Origin of the sequence: Cryptosporangium japonicum, assembly GCF_039524755.1 — a bacterium.
Classification (GTDB): Bacteria; Actinomycetota; Actinomycetes; order Mycobacteriales; family Cryptosporangiaceae; genus Cryptosporangium; species Cryptosporangium japonicum.
Genome location: NZ_BAAAGX010000042.1, coordinates 156,509 through 170,598 on the forward strand (window position 1 = coordinate 156,509; position 14,090 = coordinate 170,598).

Consider the following 14,090-nt stretch of genomic DNA (forward strand, 5'->3'; position numbering starts at 1 on the left):
GCCGGGCTCACGGCGCGGCCCGGCGGCGCAGGCGCGGTGCCACCAGGACGCCGACGACGGCGATGCCCACCATCGCGACGTCGATCACGCCGATCGCCGTCGACATCCCGAACGCACCCGCGGTCGCGGCGGCCACCAGCACACCGCCGAACCCGATCGTCAGCGAACTGGTCAGCGCGTCGGAGATCTGCAGGCTGGCGCTGTTGCGGCCGCGGTCGGCGTCGGTGGAGTTCTCCAGCAGCAGCACCGAGAGCGACGGCATGACCAGCCCCATCCCGATCCCGCCGAAGATCCAGGCCGGGAACGCCACCCAGGCCGTGCCCGGCACCCAGGCCACGACCGCCATCGACGCGCTCGCGATGCCGACGGCGACCATGCCGGTGCTCACCGCCACCGAGCGCGGCAGGTTCGGGTAGCGGCCCTGCACCCAGGACGCGCCCGACCAGCCGAGCGCGCCGAACGTCAGCGGAAGACCGGCGGCGACCGCGCTCCAGCCGTGCACCGAGCTGAGCGTCAGCGGCACCAGCGTGTCGACGGCGAAGAACGAACCGGCGGCCAGCCCACGCATCAGCACGACCGCGGGCAGCCCGGCGGCCGCGGACGCCACGCCCACCGGCAGCAGCCGACGCACGGCCACCACCACCGACACCAGGCCGACCAGCGCGACCGGGATCGCGACCGGGTCCAGCCGCTCGCCGGCCACCTGCAACAGCACCACACCGACGCCGGCCAGCAGCGCGTAGGGCCAGCGGGGCGCCGTGCCGCCGCGGTAGGCGTTGGAGGTCACCACCGGCCCCGGCGCTGCGGCCGCGGACGGCGCCCGCCGCAGCCCCGGAACGATCAGCAGCGTGCCCAGCACGACCAGCGGCAACAGCCCGAGGAACACCAGCCGCCAGTGCGCGTGCTGGGCCAGCGAACCGGCCACGACCGGGCCGAGCAGGCCGGGCATCACCCAGCCGATCGCGGTCAGCCCGAACACCCGCGGGTGCAACGAAGGCGGGAAGCTGACGCCGATCAGCACGTACATGACGACGATCAGGATCCCGCCGCCGAGGCCCTGCACCAGGCGCCCGACGATCAGCTGCACCATCGTCGTCGCGGTGCCGGCGACCAGCAGGCCGAGCGCGAACGCGACCAGGCCGACCAGCATGGGCTTGGTGGGGCCGAGCTTGTCGGCCAGCTCACCGGCGAGCACCATGCCGAGCAGGTTCGCGACCATGAACGCGGAGAACGGCCACGCGTAGTACGCCAGGCCGTCCAGCGACTCGACGACGATCGGCATCGCGGTGACGACCGACATCGCCTCGAAGGCCACGATCGAGACGATCAGCAGCAGGCCGATGCTGGTGCCGCGGTACTGCTTTCCGAAGACGGAGACCGGCTCAGGTCGTGCGTCAGTAATCGAGTCGGTCACCCGGTGAACGTTACGGCGTGGAAACGATGAATTTTCCGAACTGTTCGCACGATCACTCGACAAACCCTCGACCACGTTGCTCATGACCAGACGCTAAAACCTCAACCGCGCTTCACCTCAAGACGGCCGGGTCCCCCGTGGGGAACCCGGCCGTCCGAGTGCGCGAGGCTCAGCCCTTGCGCTTGCGTACCTCTTCGGCGGCCTGCGGGGCCACCGCGAACAGGTCACCGACGACGCCGTAGTCGGCGAGCTCGAAGATCGGCGCCTCGGCGTCCTTGTTGACCGCGACGATCGTCTTCGACGTCTGCATGCCGGCCCGGTGCTGGATCGCGCCGGAGATGCCGAGCGCGACGTAGAGCTGCGGCGACACGGTCTTGCCGGTCTGCCCCACCTGGAACTGGTGCGGGTAGAAACCGGAGTCGACCGCGGCCCGGGACGCACCCACCGCGGCGCCCAGCGAGTCGGCCAGGTCCTCGACGACCTTGAAGTTGTCGGCGGACCCGACGCCCCGGCCGCCCGACACGACGATGTTCGCGTCGGTGAGCTCCGGGCGGGAGCCGCTGGACTCCACGACCCGGTCCAGGATCTTCGCCTTGGTGGCGGCCTCGTCCAGCGAGACGTCCACCGCGACCAGCTCACCGGCCGCCGGAGCGGCGGCCGCGTCGACCGCGCCGCCCTTCAGCACGAGGATCGGAGTCCCCGACGTGACCTGCGACTTCACGATCCACTGACCGGCGAAGATCGCCTGCGTCGCGACACCGTCCGACGAGAGGTCGACGACGTCGTAGAGCAGCCCGGACTCGAGCTTGACGGCCAGCCGGCCGGCGATCTCCTTGCCCTCCGCGGTGGCCGCGATCAGGATCGCCGCCGGCGACGCCGAGCCCGCGAGCGAGGCCAGGATCGACGCCTTCGGGGCCACCAGGTACGACAGCACGTCGTCGGACTCGGCCGCGTAGATCTTGGCCGCGCCGTACTCCTTCAGCGTGTCCGCGTAACCGGCCGCGGTGCCCGGCGTGCCGACCACGACGGCCGACGGCTCGCCGAGGGCGCGCGCCGCGGTGAGCAGCTCGAGCGAGATCTTCTTGACGGCGCCGTCGACGTGCTCGACGAGAACCAGAACTTCAGCCATGAGTTGGGTCCTCCTCAGACGATCTTCTCGGCGGCCAGGTACGCGACGAGCTTCTGCCCGGCGTCGCCCTCGTCGGTGACCTTCTCACCGGCGGCGCGGGGCGGACGCGGAGCGGCGTCCACGACCTTCGACGTCGCCGCGCCGAGGCCCACCTCGGAGGCGTCCACACCGAGGTCCGCGAGGGACTTCGTGTCGACCGGCTTCTTCTTCGCGGCCATGATGCCCTTGAACGACGGGTAACGCGGCTCGTTGATCGTGTCCCAGACGCTCACGATCGCCGGGGTCTGCGCCTCGACGACCTGGTAACCGTCCTCCAGCTGACGCTCGATCGTGAGCTTCGTGCCGTCGACGGTGAGCTTGCGGGCACCGGTGAGACCGGCGACACCGAGACGCTCGGAGAGCATCGAGGCCATCGCGGCGGCCCGGCCGTCGGTCGACTCGGCCCCGGCGATGACCAGGTCCCACTCCAGGCCCTGGAGCGCGGACGCGAGCACCTTGGAGGTGGCGAGGGAGTCCGACCCGTGCAGCGCGGGGTCGTTGACGTGCACCGCGCCGTCGGGACCCATCGAGAGCGCCTTGCGGATCGACTCGGTGGCCTTGTCCGGCCCCATCGTGAGGATGGTGACGGTGCCGCCGACGGCTTCCTTGACCTTGAGCGCCTCTTCGATCGCGTACTCGTCCATCTCGTTGATGACGAGGTTGGCCGAGTCGCGTTCCACGGTCTTGTCGTCTGCGCGCAGCGACCGTTCGGTACCGGAGTCCGGAACCTGCTTGACCAGTACGACGATGTTCATGGGTCTGTTCAGACCTCCTGCTCAGATCGTCCTCGGACTCGTGCGTCGGCGCGCACGCTGGGTAAAACAGTCACCCTTGATGTTACCCACCGGTAGCATCGTCTGCATCCGCCGTTCACGACGGAGCTTGTTAGCCATATCACCACGTCTGGGGACATCAGTCAGCATGGCGCCGGTCACGGAAGGCGGTCGCAGCGCGTGCACTAATGTCCGCGCGGTGGAGTTGACGCTGACGCGGCCCGCTAATTCGGTCGAGAACTACTGGTTCCGGCGGCACGAAGTCGCCTACCTCGCGGCCCGCCCGTGGCTCCGCGGAGCCACCGTGCTGGAGACGGCGGGCGAGGGACACGGCGCCGACATCCTGGCCGCGGTCGCGCGCGAGGTGATCACGACCGGGACGGACGTGCCCGACCACAGCGTCGACGTGGTCGTCAGCCTGCAACTGCGGCCGGACGTCACCGAGTGCGCGCGGGTGCTGCGGCCGGCCGGCACGCTGATCGTGAGCACGCCGACCCGTCCGGGTGGCGCCGACGAGCTCACCGCGTTCCTCGAACCGCACTTCCGCGTCGACCGCCTGTACGGCGTCCGCCACCGGGGCCGGCTGCGCCGCCTCGACCGCAAGTTCGCCGACGGCTTCGCCGCCGAGGTCGCCGCTCCACCGGCCACCTGGCACCCGGCCCTGCGCCGCGAGGTCACCCGGGTGACCCACCGCGACTTCACGTTCACCGAGGACGACGTGGACACCAGCCTCGACCTGTTCGCCGTCGCGATCGCCCGCTGACGTGGACGCCCGGCTACGCGCGCTCGCGGACCTGGACGTGGCCGGCACCCGGGAGGGCGCCGGCCGGCACGAGTACGACGGGATCGCCCAGGACCTCTCCCCCGACGCGATCCGGCGCGCCCTGCACCGGATCGGGGCCGGCCCGGCCTACGACGACCCGCACGACGAGGCCCACGTGGCCGCGTTCGAGCGGAACGCGCACGTGCGCTTCGGGGAGCTGGAGCTGCACCGCCGCAACCCGGTGCCGCACATCAACAACCTCGACCTGGCCTGCTACGACCGCGACTACGCCCCGGCCGGGGAGCGGGCCGACGCGAAGGCACGTCACCTCGCGGCCTGGCCCGACGCGATCGACGCGAGCATCTCCGCGCTGGACGCGGTGCCCGCCGACGTCGCCGACGCGTGCCTGAGCGGCGCGATCGGGCTGGCGGCCGGGCTCGACCCCGACCAGCACGCCGACGCGTACCGCGCCCACGCACGGTTCGTCGACCATCTGCGCACGAAGACCGACGCACCGGTCGAGCTCGGCGCGCCCGCCCTCACCGCTCTCCTGAGCAGCGCCGAGGCGCTCGACGTCGACCTGAGCGCGCTCGCCGACGACGGCGAACGCGAGCTGACCCGCGTCCGCGCCCTGCTCGACGACGCCTGCGCGCGCATCGCCCCCGGGCAGCCGACGGCCACCACGGTCGCCGAACTGCTCGCCGACCACCCCGACGCCACCGGCGTGCTCGCCGAGGCCCAGACGCTCACCCACGAGGTGATCGCCTGGAGCAACGCGTCCGGGTTGATGCCCGACACCGACGGCGAGTGCCTGGTCGGCCCGGCGCCGGAGTCGCGGCAGTGGGCGATGGCCATGATGGACTGGGCCGCACCCTACGAGCGCGACGCGCCCTCCTGGTACCACGTGACGCCGCCGGACCCGTCGTGGCCGCGCTCGGAGCAGGAGGAGTGGCTCTCGGTGTTCAACCGGTCGAGCCTGCCCGCGATCACCGTGCACGAGGTCGCCCCCGGCCACTACACCCACGGCCGGGCGCTGCGCCGCCTCGACTCCGACGTCCGCCGCCTGCTGCTCTCCGGCGCGTTCGTCGAGGGCTGGGCCCACTACGTCGAGGAACTCGCGCTGGAGGAGGGGTTCCGGGCCGGTGACCCCCGCTTCCAGGCCGGCGTCGCGCTCGAGGCGCTGGTGCGCGTCGTGCGCCTGCTCTGCGCGATCGGTCTGCACAGCGGCGCGATGAGCGTCGCGGAGGCCACCGCGCGCTTCACCGAGCACGCGTTCCTGTCCGGGCCGGCCGCGGTCTCCGAGGCCCGGCGCGGCACGTTCGACCCCACCTACGGCCGCTACACCTGGGGAAAGCTCGTGCTGCGCGACCTCCGCGAACGCGCGGGCACCACCCCGCGACGGTTCCACGAGGACCTGCTCGCCCTCGGCGCGCCGCCGCTCGGCCTCGCTTGCGCGGTCGTGCCAGGCTCCTGACCATGGGGTACATCAAGACCGGCCAGTTCATCTCCCTCGACGGCGTCATCGAGGCACCCGAGACCTGGCATTTCCCGTACTTCGACGACGAGATGGGCGCCGCGGTCGGCGCGCTGATGGACAACGACGCGATGCTGCTCGGCCGCCGCACCTACGACGGTTTCGCCGAGTACTGGCCGAAGGCCGACGCCAACGACCCGATGACCGCGCAGATGAACAGCGCGCGCAAGTACGTCGTCTCGAACACGCTCACCACGGCGTCGTGGGAGAACTCGACGATCGTCAGCGGCGACGAGGCGGCCGTCGTGGCCGAGCTGACGAAGCTGAAGGCCGACAACCGGCTCGGCATCACCGGCAGCGCGGGCCTGGTGCAGTGGCTGCTGCAGCACTCGCTGATCGACGAGCTGCACCTGCTGGTGCACCCGATCGTCGTCGGCACCGGCCAGAAGCTGTTCTCCGACGGCGGCACGGTGCCCCTGAAACTGCTCTCGTCCACCACGTTCGCCACCGGCGTCGTGCACTCGGTCTACGGCCCGGCCGAGTAGAGCAGATCGGACCGGTAGACCTCGTACCCGTTACGGCCACGGCGCTTGGCCGCGTACATCGCGGCATCGGCCCGCCGGAGCAGCGCCCTGGCGTCCACCGCGCCCGGTTCGGCGACGGCCACACCGATGCTGCACCCGACCGCCGGCACGTCGTCGCCCTGGTCCGCCGCGATCCGGGCGATGATCGTCGCCGCCAGACGTTCCGCCTCGGCGCGGCCGGCCACGCCGTTGAGCACGACGACGAACTCGTCGCCGCCCATCCGCCCCACCACGTCACGCTCGCGGCAGCACTGACGCAGGGCCGCGCTCACCAGCCGGAGCTTCTCGTCGCCGGCGGCGTGACCGAGCGTGTCGTTGACCGCCTTGAAGCCGTCGAGGTCGAGGAAGAGCACGCCGACCGGGTAGCCGCCGCGGGCGCCGTCCGCGAGCGACTCCTCCAGCGCCAGCAGGTACGCGGACGCGTTGACCAGCCCGGTCAGCGCGTCGTGCGTCGCGGCGTAGGCGATGCGGTCCTGGGCGGTCCGCCGGTCGTGCACGTCGCGCTGGTGACCGACGAGCGCCTCGATGTCCGGGTGGGCGAGCGAGTTGCGCACGACGAACTCGTGCCACCGCCAGACACCGTCGGCCCGCCGGACCCGCACCTCCACCGAGTACTCGGCGTCCGGGCGCGCGCGCACCCGCGTGTTGAGCTCGTAGAGCACGCCACGGTCGTCGCGGTGGACGAGGTTCAGCAGGCCGTAGCCGAGCAGGTCGGCCGGCGCGTAGCCGAGCAGCCGCTCGGCGTTCGGGCTGACGTAGCGCACGGCACCGTCGGCATCGCTGAACGTCACCACGTCGAAGCCGTCCTGCACCACGGCGCGGAAACGCGACTCGCTGACCCCCAGCGCCGCCCGGGCGCTCTCCTGGTGGCGGACCGCGTTGCCGAACATCCGGATGCTGATCGCCGAGAACAGCGCGACCAGCGCGGCGATGCCGTGCACCGGCGGGCTCGGGAGGTAGCTGAACAGGCCGAACGCCACCGCGAGCTGCCCCAGCGCGATCGTGCCGACGCTACAGACGGCCGCCGGACGCCACGCCCGTGAACCGGAGCGCGCGAGGAAGTCCGACACCAGGATGAAGTGGGTCGCGGCGAGGACCGCGCCCCAGCCGAGCGCGTAGCTGATCGACGTGTTCACCGCGAACCGGATCATCGCCCGCGGCCACAACCACCGGGTCGGGTCGTCGCCGAGGACCGCGGCGTTCAGCCCCGGGCTGTGCAGCACCGTGCCCGAGAGCACCAGGATCGCGAAGACCCAGAGCGGCGTGGTGCCGGCCATGTCGAGTCCGCGCAGGACCAGGACGATGCTCATCAGGACGATCGGCACCCCGACCGTGCGGGCGGCTTGTGCCCGCCGCGCGCGGACGTCCGCCGTCGAGACCACGGAGGTCCCATCGGCGGCGGCGCCGGTCGATCAAGATTTCTGCAGCGCGGCCCTCCGGGCGCCGAGGAAATCGCGCTCGGCGGGGTTGTCGGCCAGGGCGATCGCTGCCTCGTAGGCGCTCGCGGCCTCGGCCGGGCGGTTCAAGCGTCGCAGCAGGTCGGCCCGGGTGGCGTGCCAGGCGTGGTAGGGCAGGAGGTCGAGCGCGTCGACCTCGGCCAGCGCCGCGGCCGGGCCGTCGACCTCGGCCAGCGCGACCGCCCGGTTCAGGGCCACGACCTTCGACGGCGCGACGACCATCAGCTGGTCGTAGAGCGCGAGCACCTGAGGCCAGTCGGTCGTCGGCCCGTCGGTGTGGACGGCGTTGATCGCGGCCAGGATCTGGTAGTGCCCCGGGCGCTGCCGGCGCAGGCACTCGCGGACCAGCTCGTGCCCCTCCTCGATCAGCGACCGGGTCCACCGGCCGCGGTCCTGCTCGGCGAGCGGCACGAGCGTGTCCCCGTCGAACCGGGCCGGGCGCCGCGCGTCGGTGAGCAGCAGCAGCGCGAGCAGCCCGAGCACCTCCGGCTCGTCCGGCAGCAGCCGGCGCAGCAGCCGGGCGAGCCGGATCGCCTCGTCGCAGAGCTCCCCGCGCAGCGGCACGTCACCGGAGGTGGCGAAGTAACCCTGGTTGAAGACCAGGTAGATCACCGCGGCCACGGAGCTCACCCGCGCCGGGAGGTCGTGCGCGAACGGCACGCCGAACGGGATGCGCGCGGCCTTGATCTTGCGCTTGGCCCGGGTCAGGCGCTGCGCCATCGTCGTCTCCGGCGTGACGAACGCGGCCGCGATCTCGGCCATCGACAGCCCGGCGACCAGCCGCAGCGTGAGCGCGACCCGGGCCTCCACGGCCAGCGCCGGGTGGGCGCACATGAAGATCAGGCGCAGCCGGTCGTCGTCGACCGCGCCCAGCGGATCGCCTGCTTCCGGCGTCAGCACGAGGGCCTCCTTCTGCCGGGCGTCGCGGACCGACTCGCGCCGGATCCGGTCGATGGCCCGGTTGCCCGCGGTCGTGACGAGCCAGCCGCCGGGGTTCGGCGGCAGCCCGTCACGACGCCAGTTCTGCACGGCGACGAGGAGCGCCTCACCGGCCGCCTCCTCGGCCAAGTCGAGGTCGCCGAACCGCCGGACGAGCGTGGCGACGACGCGCCCGTACTCGGCCCGGACGATCCGGTCGACCTCGGCGTCAGTGACCGTCATTCGCCCTGGAACGGCCGGACCTCGACCGGGGCGGCGCACGCCTTGGACGCCTTCGACGCCCAGTTCAGGGCCTCGTCGAGGTTCTCGGCCTCGATCACCCAGAACCCGCCGAGCACCTCTTTGGTCTCCGCGTACGGGCCGTCGACCAGCACGGTCTCCGGGCCGGTGCCGTCGACCATCGTCGCGGTGTCCCGCGGCATCAGACCACCGCCGAACACCCACTTCCCGGCTCCGGTGATCTCCTTGTTGAACGCGTCGACGGCGGCGAACTGCGCCTGCATCGTCTCCGGGTCCACCTCCGGGTACCCGCCGGTGTGGTGGACCGAAATCATGTACTGGGTCATCGTGCTCGCTCCTCGATCTGCTCTTTGCCGTCCACCACGGTGAATCCGGCGGTGGCGTACGGTACCGGCTCCAGCGTCAGCGCGGTGACCCCGGCGGACGTGGTCTCGGTGCTCACCGTGCGGAACCCGGTCGCGGGCCCGTCCGGCCCGAACAGCCGTTTGCCGTCGCCGACGACCACCGGAAAGACCATGATCCGGTAGACGTCGATCAAGCCGGCCTCGTGCAGCGTGCGCGCCAGCCGGGCGCAGCCGTGCAACTGGAGCTCCTTGCCCGGCTGCTTCTTCAGGTCGCGGATCGCGGCCAGGAAGTCGCCGCTGATGATCGTCGAGTTGTTCCAGGTGGCCTCGGTGAGCGTGTTCGTCACGACGTACTTCGGCAACGTGTTCAGTGGCGTCGCGACGCCGTCCCCGGGGTCGGTGACCTGCGGCCAGAACGCGGCCATGATCTCGTAGGTGAGGCGCCCGTAGAGCAGCGCCTCGGTCTGCTGGAAGTAGCCGTCGACGAACCGGCCGAGGTCGTCGTCGAACAGGGGCGCCACCCAGCCACCGCGGGTGAACCCGCCGGACGTGTCCTCGTCGGGGGCGCCGGGGCCCTGGACGACCCCGTCGAGGGTCATGAACATGTTGACGCTGAGCTTCACCGCGCGCTCCGTTCGTAGGGTGCCTTCACCCTCCCCACGAAGCGCGCGGCCTCCCTACGACAGCACGCCGGAAAAACTTTTCAAGCCAGGTTCGACGACCGGGGGTAGGCGTCGGCCGGGTCGGTGAGCACGTTGACGAGGTAGGGCACGCCGGCGTCGAAGGCCCGGCGGAGGGCGGGGCCGAGGTCACCCGGCTTCTCCACGGTCTCGCCCGCGCCGCCGAGCGCGCGGACCACGTCGTCGTAACGCAGCCCCGGCTGGAGGTCGGCCGCGACGTCGTAACCGTAGACGGCCTGCATCGGGTGCTTCTCCAGGCCCCACACCCCGTTGTTCCCGACGACCATCACCACCGGCAGCTTCTGGCGCACCAGCGATTCGACGTCCATCAGCGAGAACCCGGCCGCCCCGTCGCCGAACAGCACGCAGATCTGCGCGTCCGGCCGCGCCACCCGGGCCCCGATCGCGTACCCGGCGCCGGTGCCGAGGCAGCCGTAGGGCCCCGGGTCGAGCCAGCAGCCCGGCGTGTACGAGTCGAGGTACCGGCCGCCGTAGGAGACGAAGTCACCGCCGTCGCAGATCACCACCGCGTCCCGGTCGAGCACCTGGCGCAGCTCGCCGTAGATCCGCGCCGGCTTGATCGGATCGGTGTCGGCGCGGAGAGTCTCGGCATCGGAAGCCCGGGCGGCGTTCTCGCGGTCACGCAGCGACGTGATCCAGTCCTCGTGGTCGGTCCGCGGACCGGTGTGGTTCGCGAACGCGGTGAGGATCGTGGCGAGGTCACCGACCGGCGCGGCGGCGGTCGCGACGTGCCCGGCACGCTGCGTCGGCGAGTCGACGACGTGCACGACCCGCGCGTCGCCGAACGTGCCGAACCCGAGCCGGAAGTCCAGCGGCGTGCCGACCACGACGACGACGTCGGCGGCCTTGAACGCGGCGCCGCGGGCCCGCGCGAACGCCAGCGGGTGGTCGGCCGGGATGCAGCCGCGACCCTGGCCGTTGCTGATCACCGGCACCCGCAGCGCCTCGGCCGCCGCCACCAGCGCGAGCTCGGCCGAGCCGGCGTAGACGTCGGAGCCGGCGACCAGCACCGGGCGCGCCGCCGACGCGATCAGCTCGGCCGCGCGGGCGACCTCGGCCGGGTCGGCCTCCAGCAGTGCCGGCACCGCGGGCGGCTCGATCCGGGACGTCGCCCGGTCGAACACCACGTCCATCGGCAGGTCGAGGAAGACCGGGCCGCGATGCGGGCGCAGCGCCAGGTCGGCGGCGGCGCCCACGTCGGCGGCGAGCGCGTTGATGTCGGTGACCGTGGCCGCGTGCTTGGTGATCGGGGCCAGCACCGGGACGTGGTCGAACTCCTGGAGCGAGCCGGCACCCCAGCGCATCTGCGGGGCCCGGCCACCGAGCACGACGACCGGCGACCCGTTGAACTTCGCCGACGTGATCCCGGAGACGCCGTTCGTGACGCCGGGCCCCGCGGTCAGCACCGCGAGGCCGGGGCGGCGGGTGAGCTTGGCGGTGGCCTCGGCGGCGAACACCGCGCTCTGCTCGTGCCGGACGTCGATGAGCGGGAAGCCGGTCGTGTGCGCCGCGTCGTAGAGCGGGAACACGTGCCCGCCGGAGAGCGTGAACATCGCACTGACCCCGCGGGCCCGCAGCGCGGCCAGGGCGAGTTCGCCGCCGTGGCCCTCCAACTCCGTACCGGTTTCGCTCATGGTTGCCGACCCTACTTGTCGGTAACCGCGGGCGTCAGCGAATCGTCCGCCAGAACTGCTCGATCGCCGCGGCGTCGCTGCTGGTCGCGTAGACCTCGCCGGAGACCGGCTTCCCGGGGACGTCCCAGTACGTGTAGCGGTTGTTGTCGCTGGTGTTGTGCCCGGTGATGTAGTTGCCCTGGCGTACCTGCTTGTCGTCGGTCCAGAACGTGTCGCCGTCGACGACGAGCGAGTCGTCGGAGAAGCCGGTGCGCGCCGACTGGGCGTACGAGTCGCGGTCGGTGAGCGTCTTGTAGCGCAGGAAGTAGACCTGATAGTTCGTGCTGTAGATGCACTTCACCGCCTCGGCCGCGTTGTTGCCGGCCGGGATCGTCGACGTGATCACCTCGCAGCGGTCGGACTCGCCGGCCGCGCGCCGGGCGAACTCACGCAGGTCGGGGTCTTTGAACTGGGCGAGCTGTGCGGGGTCGGTCGGTGGGGCCGACGGGGACGGCGGTTGGCTCGTCGGGGCCGCCGTCGGGGTGGGGGTCGGCTCGGGCTCGTCGGAGAGCAGCGCCCAGGCACCGATCGACCCGGCGATGACGAGCAGCACGACGACCCCGGCCACGATGCCGAGGATCAGGCCGGTGCGGCTCTTCTTCGGCGGCGGCACCGGCGGATAACCCCCGTAGCCACCGGCCGGGTACCCGGCCGCCGGATACCCGGAGGTCGGCGCACCCGGGTAACCAGAAGTGGGCACGCCCGGGTACCCAGAGGTCGGCGCGCCCGGATACCCGGAGGTGGGCGCGCCCGGGTAACCGGACGTGGGCGCGCCGGGGTAACCCGACGTCGGGGCGCCCGGCGGGTAGCCCGACGTGGGGGCGTTCGGGTAGCCGGGCGGTAACGGCCCTGGTTGCGCGGGCTGACCGGTGGTGGGGTCGTAGGCGGGCGGATGGGTACCCGGCTGTGCGTAGGGGTCGCCGTAACCGCCGCCGTTGGGGTCGTAGCCGCCTGGTTGCTGCTGCCACCCTTGCGGGTCCTGTGGGTACGTCATCCCGCTCTCCTCCACCGGTACCGTGCGCACACGCTCGGCGCCGTCAGGGTAGGCGACACCTGTGAATCGGGGCACTGGGGGTCGGAAAACCGACCGCTCTGCGTTCACTCATAGGATTCGCTGGATACCTGGGAGCGGTGAGCTCGACATCCCTCGCCGAATCACGGCCACGCCCCGGAACCACGTTCCCGTCCGCCGCGCGCCGGTTCCGGCGCTGCTCCGAACTCGACGTCCTCCGGTTGCTCGCCGCGGTCGCGGTCGTCGGGTTCCACTGGATGTTCCGCTCGGCCACCGGGTCCGACCCGCTGGCCACCACCGGCTTCGAGGGCGTCGCGGAGTACTTCCGCTACGGCTACCTCGGCGTCGACGTGTTCTTCGTGATCAGCGGGTTCGTGATCCTGCGCAGCGCGTGGGGCCGCTCCCCCGGCGTGTTCCTGCTCAACCGGGCCGGGCGTCTCTACCCGGCGTTCTGGGCGGCGTGCACGCTCACCGCGCTGGTGGTCACCGTGCTGCCCGGTGACCGGCACGCGGTGACGTTCGGCCAGTGGGCCGCCAACCTCACGATGGGCAGCGAGGCGTTCGGCGTGACGTACGTCGACGGGGTGTACTGGACGCTGCTGGTCGAGCTGGCGTTCTACGGGCTGGTCGCGGTCGGCACCGCGTTCGGCCTGACCGCGAACCGGGTGCTGGCCGGCGCCGGGATCTGGCTCGCGATCTCGGTCGGGCACCACTACGCGCCGATGTCGGCCGGGTGGGGCCGGCTGTTCGTGCCGGAGTGGGCGCCGTACTTCGTCGCCGGCGTCGGGTTCGCGCTGCTGGCCACCGACGGGCCCGGCACCGACCTCTCCCGTCGCCAGCGGTGGGCCGCCCTGGCGCTGACCGTGCTCTCCTGCGCGTGGGCGCTGCGGCTCGGGGTGTCGTTCGCCGGGTCGCTGACCGAGAAGTACGACGTCGAGTTCTCCGGCGTGGTCGTCGTGTCGGTGCTGCTGGCGACGTTCGCGGTGTTCGTCCTGCTGGTCAACGGCGTGAGCGTGCCGGGCGCGGCGCGGGTGGCGTTCCTCGGTGCGCTGACCTACCCGCTGTACCTGGTGCACGAGAACATCGGCTACACGCTGCTGACGATCGGCACCGCGCGGCTGGGCCTCAACCGGTGGGTGGTGCTGGCGATCGTCGCGACCGTGGTCGCGGCGCTGTCCTGGGCGCTGCACCACTACGTCGAGGACCCGGCGAGCCGCCGGGTCTCCGGCTGGACGAAACAGCTCGCCCGGCGCCGGCGCAGCCACACCCGGCGCCCCAGCCTCGTGCAGCTCTGGCGACGCACCTGGCCGGTCGCGCCGTCGGCCGCTCCGGTCAGCCCGGCGCCGACCGGCTCGGCCGCCGCGGGGTCGGCGGCCCTCCGACCGGCGCCCGACGGCACGCTCGCGACCGAGGCGAACGAGCCGCGCGAACTCGCGGCCTACGCCGGGTTCACCTCGGTGGGCCGCACGCTCTAGGTGTACTCGGTCATGAGGTTGGTGTCAGGCGGCTGGTGGGTGGCCGGCCGCCGAGGGCGGTGTGGCGGCGTTG

At 72.1% G+C, this 14,090-nt stretch carries 13 protein-coding genes; 4 read left to right on the forward strand and 9 right to left on the reverse strand.

What is annotated here, in order from left to right; all coding sequences use genetic code 11:
• Positions 1 to 7: 7 nt before the first annotated feature.
• The 3 genes from ABD437_RS39965 to ABD437_RS39975 all read right to left on the reverse strand — a co-directional run bounded on the left by ABD437_RS39965 (position 8) and on the right by ABD437_RS39975 (position 3,337).
• The gene (locus ABD437_RS39965) at positions 8 to 1,414 is read right to left on the reverse strand and encodes an MFS transporter (RefSeq protein WP_344654194.1); all 1,407 of its coding nucleotides are present in this window, start codon (positions 1,412 to 1,414) and stop codon (positions 8 to 10) included.
• A 169-nt stretch (positions 1,415 to 1,583) separates the two neighbouring features.
• The gene (locus tag ABD437_RS39970; protein ID WP_344654195.1) at positions 1,584 to 2,543 is read right to left on the reverse strand and encodes an electron transfer flavoprotein subunit alpha/FixB family protein; all 960 of its coding nucleotides are present in this window, start codon (positions 2,541 to 2,543) and stop codon (positions 1,584 to 1,586) included.
• 14 nt (positions 2,544 to 2,557) lie between these two features.
• A complete protein-coding gene (locus ABD437_RS39975; protein WP_344654196.1) occupies positions 2,558 to 3,337 on the reverse strand; it encodes an electron transfer flavoprotein subunit beta/FixA family protein in 780 nt (259 codons plus the stop codon).
• A 217-nt stretch (positions 3,338 to 3,554) separates the two neighbouring features.
• Here ABD437_RS39975 and ABD437_RS39980 point away from each other — a divergent pair, with 217 nt between their 5' ends.
• The 3 genes from ABD437_RS39980 to ABD437_RS39990 are packed head-to-tail and all read left to right on the forward strand — an operon-like array spanning position 3,555 to position 6,137.
• Positions 3,555 to 4,118 (forward strand): class I SAM-dependent methyltransferase, encoded by a 564-nt coding sequence (locus ABD437_RS39980; protein ID WP_344654197.1) that lies wholly within the window; start codon positions 3,555 to 3,557, stop codon positions 4,116 to 4,118.
• A 1-nt stretch (position 4,119) separates the two neighbouring features.
• Positions 4,120 to 5,592 carry a DUF885 family protein gene (locus ABD437_RS39985; RefSeq protein ID WP_344654198.1) on the forward strand — a complete coding sequence of 491 codons (1,473 nt, stop codon included), beginning with the start codon at positions 4,120 to 4,122 and terminating at the stop codon, positions 5,590 to 5,592.
• A 2-nt stretch (positions 5,593 to 5,594) separates the two neighbouring features.
• The gene (locus ABD437_RS39990; protein WP_344654199.1) at positions 5,595 to 6,137 is read left to right on the forward strand and encodes a dihydrofolate reductase family protein; all 543 of its coding nucleotides are present in this window, start codon (positions 5,595 to 5,597) and stop codon (positions 6,135 to 6,137) included.
• Here the strand turns inward: ABD437_RS39990 and ABD437_RS39995 are convergent.
• The 6 genes from ABD437_RS39995 to ABD437_RS40020 form a co-directional block, all read right to left on the reverse strand.
• Positions 6,119 to 7,558 carry a diguanylate cyclase domain-containing protein gene (locus ABD437_RS39995; RefSeq protein WP_344654200.1) on the reverse strand — a complete coding sequence of 480 codons (1,440 nt, stop codon included), beginning with the start codon at positions 7,556 to 7,558 and terminating at the stop codon, positions 6,119 to 6,121. The two genes, ABD437_RS39990 and ABD437_RS39995, sit on opposite strands and share 19 nt — an antisense overlap.
• A gap of 30 nt (positions 7,559 to 7,588) precedes the next feature.
• Positions 7,589 to 8,794: an RNA polymerase sigma factor gene (locus ABD437_RS40000; RefSeq protein ID WP_344654201.1), complete on the reverse strand. Its 1,206-nt coding sequence runs from the start codon at positions 8,792 to 8,794 to the stop codon at positions 7,589 to 7,591.
• On the reverse strand, positions 8,791 to 9,138 hold the full coding sequence (locus tag ABD437_RS40005) for a YciI family protein (protein ID WP_344654202.1): 348 nt from the start codon (positions 9,136 to 9,138) through the stop codon (positions 8,791 to 8,793). Before ABD437_RS40005 ends, ABD437_RS40000 begins: the two co-directional genes overlap by 4 nt.
• A complete protein-coding gene (locus ABD437_RS40010; protein ID WP_344654203.1) occupies positions 9,135 to 9,779 on the reverse strand; it encodes a dihydrofolate reductase family protein in 645 nt (214 codons plus the stop codon). Before ABD437_RS40010 ends, ABD437_RS40005 begins: the two co-directional genes overlap by 4 nt.
• Positions 9,780 to 9,859: 80 nt before the next feature.
• Entirely contained in the window at positions 9,860 to 11,491 is a 1,632-nt protein-coding gene (locus ABD437_RS40015) for an acetolactate synthase (protein ID WP_344654204.1), read from the reverse strand.
• Between the two features lie 34 nt (positions 11,492 to 11,525).
• Positions 11,526 to 12,524: a hypothetical protein gene (locus ABD437_RS40020; protein ID WP_344654205.1), complete on the reverse strand. Its 999-nt coding sequence runs from the start codon at positions 12,522 to 12,524 to the stop codon at positions 11,526 to 11,528.
• Positions 12,525 to 12,661: 137 nt separating this feature from the next.
• Between ABD437_RS40020 and ABD437_RS40025 the strand changes: the two genes are divergently transcribed.
• The gene (locus ABD437_RS40025; protein ID WP_344654206.1) at positions 12,662 to 14,017 is read left to right on the forward strand and encodes an acyltransferase family protein; all 1,356 of its coding nucleotides are present in this window, start codon (positions 12,662 to 12,664) and stop codon (positions 14,015 to 14,017) included.
• Positions 14,018 to 14,090: the final 73 nt, after the last annotated feature.

Excerpts from the sequence above, each read along its gene's own strand:
- ABD437_RS39970 (WP_344654195.1), bottom strand. The coding sequence starts at position 2,543 with ATGGCTGAAGTTCTGGTTCTCGTCGAGCACGTCGACGGCGCCGTCAAG.
- ABD437_RS39975 (WP_344654196.1), bottom strand. The coding sequence starts at position 3,337 with ATGAACATCGTCGTACTGGTCAAGCAGGTTCCGGACTCCGGTACCGAA.
- ABD437_RS39990 (WP_344654199.1), top strand. The coding sequence starts at position 5,595 with ATGGGGTACATCAAGACCGGCCAGTTCATCTCCCTCGACGGCGTCATC.
- ABD437_RS40000 (WP_344654201.1), bottom strand. The coding sequence starts at position 8,794 with ATGACGGTCACTGACGCCGAGGTCGACCGGATCGTCCGGGCCGAGTAC.
- ABD437_RS40005 (WP_344654202.1), bottom strand. The coding sequence starts at position 9,138 with ATGACCCAGTACATGATTTCGGTCCACCACACCGGCGGGTACCCGGAG.
- ABD437_RS40015 (WP_344654204.1), bottom strand. The coding sequence starts at position 11,491 with ATGAGCGAAACCGGTACGGAGTTGGAGGGCCACGGCGGCGAACTCGCC.
- ABD437_RS40020 (WP_344654205.1), bottom strand. The coding sequence starts at position 12,524 with ATGACGTACCCACAGGACCCGCAAGGGTGGCAGCAGCAACCAGGCGGC.